Source organism: Mesoflavibacter sp. CH_XMU1422-2 (assembly GCF_037029245.1).
Lineage (GTDB): Bacteria > Bacteroidota > Bacteroidia > Flavobacteriales > Flavobacteriaceae > Mesoflavibacter > Mesoflavibacter zeaxanthinifaciens.
Map to the genome: position 1 here is coordinate 1 of NZ_JAYMEE010000081.1, position 658 is coordinate 658.

Below are 658 nucleotides of genomic sequence, written 5' to 3' on the forward strand. Positions count from 1 at the left end.
TTCATTGCAATTTTCTATCTTTCAGTCTCAATCGGAAAATCGTACCGATTTTCCGCAACTGAAATTTATACGCTAACGTTGTGTGTAATTAGAGAAACCCAGAAACTACAATGAAATTGAAATTAATTTATTTGACTTTTATTATTGGAATATTAAATATCTCAATAATTCATTCTCAATCCGACTTGAAACTTGTAAAAAAGAAAAACGGAAAAACTGTTCACTTTACTATGGTTGACAAAACACCTTTCAAAAGTGATTGCGATGGAATTTTGGACGATAAAGAAAAAACGCAATGTTTGGAAAAAAGTTTACGTGACCAAATTTTGAATCTGATTGAAAAAGACTATGAATATTCTGGAGAAATGTATGTTTGGTTTACAGTTGATAAAAAAGGAAACGTCTCTGATATTACTACTAAAGGATATCCGAGCTCACTCGAATTCGAAAAAAATATTAAAAAAGCAGTTACGCAATTAAATCTTACTAAATCTACTTATCAAAAACGGAAAGTAAATGTAAGATGCTATACTCGTGTTCTGCCGAAAGTTATTGAACCGAAAAAATAACTACACACAACAAAGAACTGAGGCAATAAACAAGTAAAATATTAATTATTTATTGCTAGAGTACTTCTATGTTCACCATTGTAAGGCAC

1 protein-coding gene is annotated in these 658 nt (G+C 30.2%); it reads left to right on the top strand.

The window, feature by feature from the left end:
* Window positions 1-110: 110 nt before the first annotated feature.
* Window positions 111-569: a hypothetical protein gene (locus WA340_RS12740; RefSeq protein ID WP_336129363.1), complete on the top strand. Its 459-nt coding sequence runs from the start codon at window positions 111-113 to the stop codon at window positions 567-569.
* The last annotated feature ends 89 nt before the right edge of the window (window positions 570-658 follow it).

What these genes read in the sequence shown, in the direction of transcription:
- WA340_RS12740 (WP_336129363.1), top strand. Translation starts at nt 111, where the DNA reads ATGAAATTGAAATTAATTTATTTGACTTTTATTATTGGAATATTAAAT.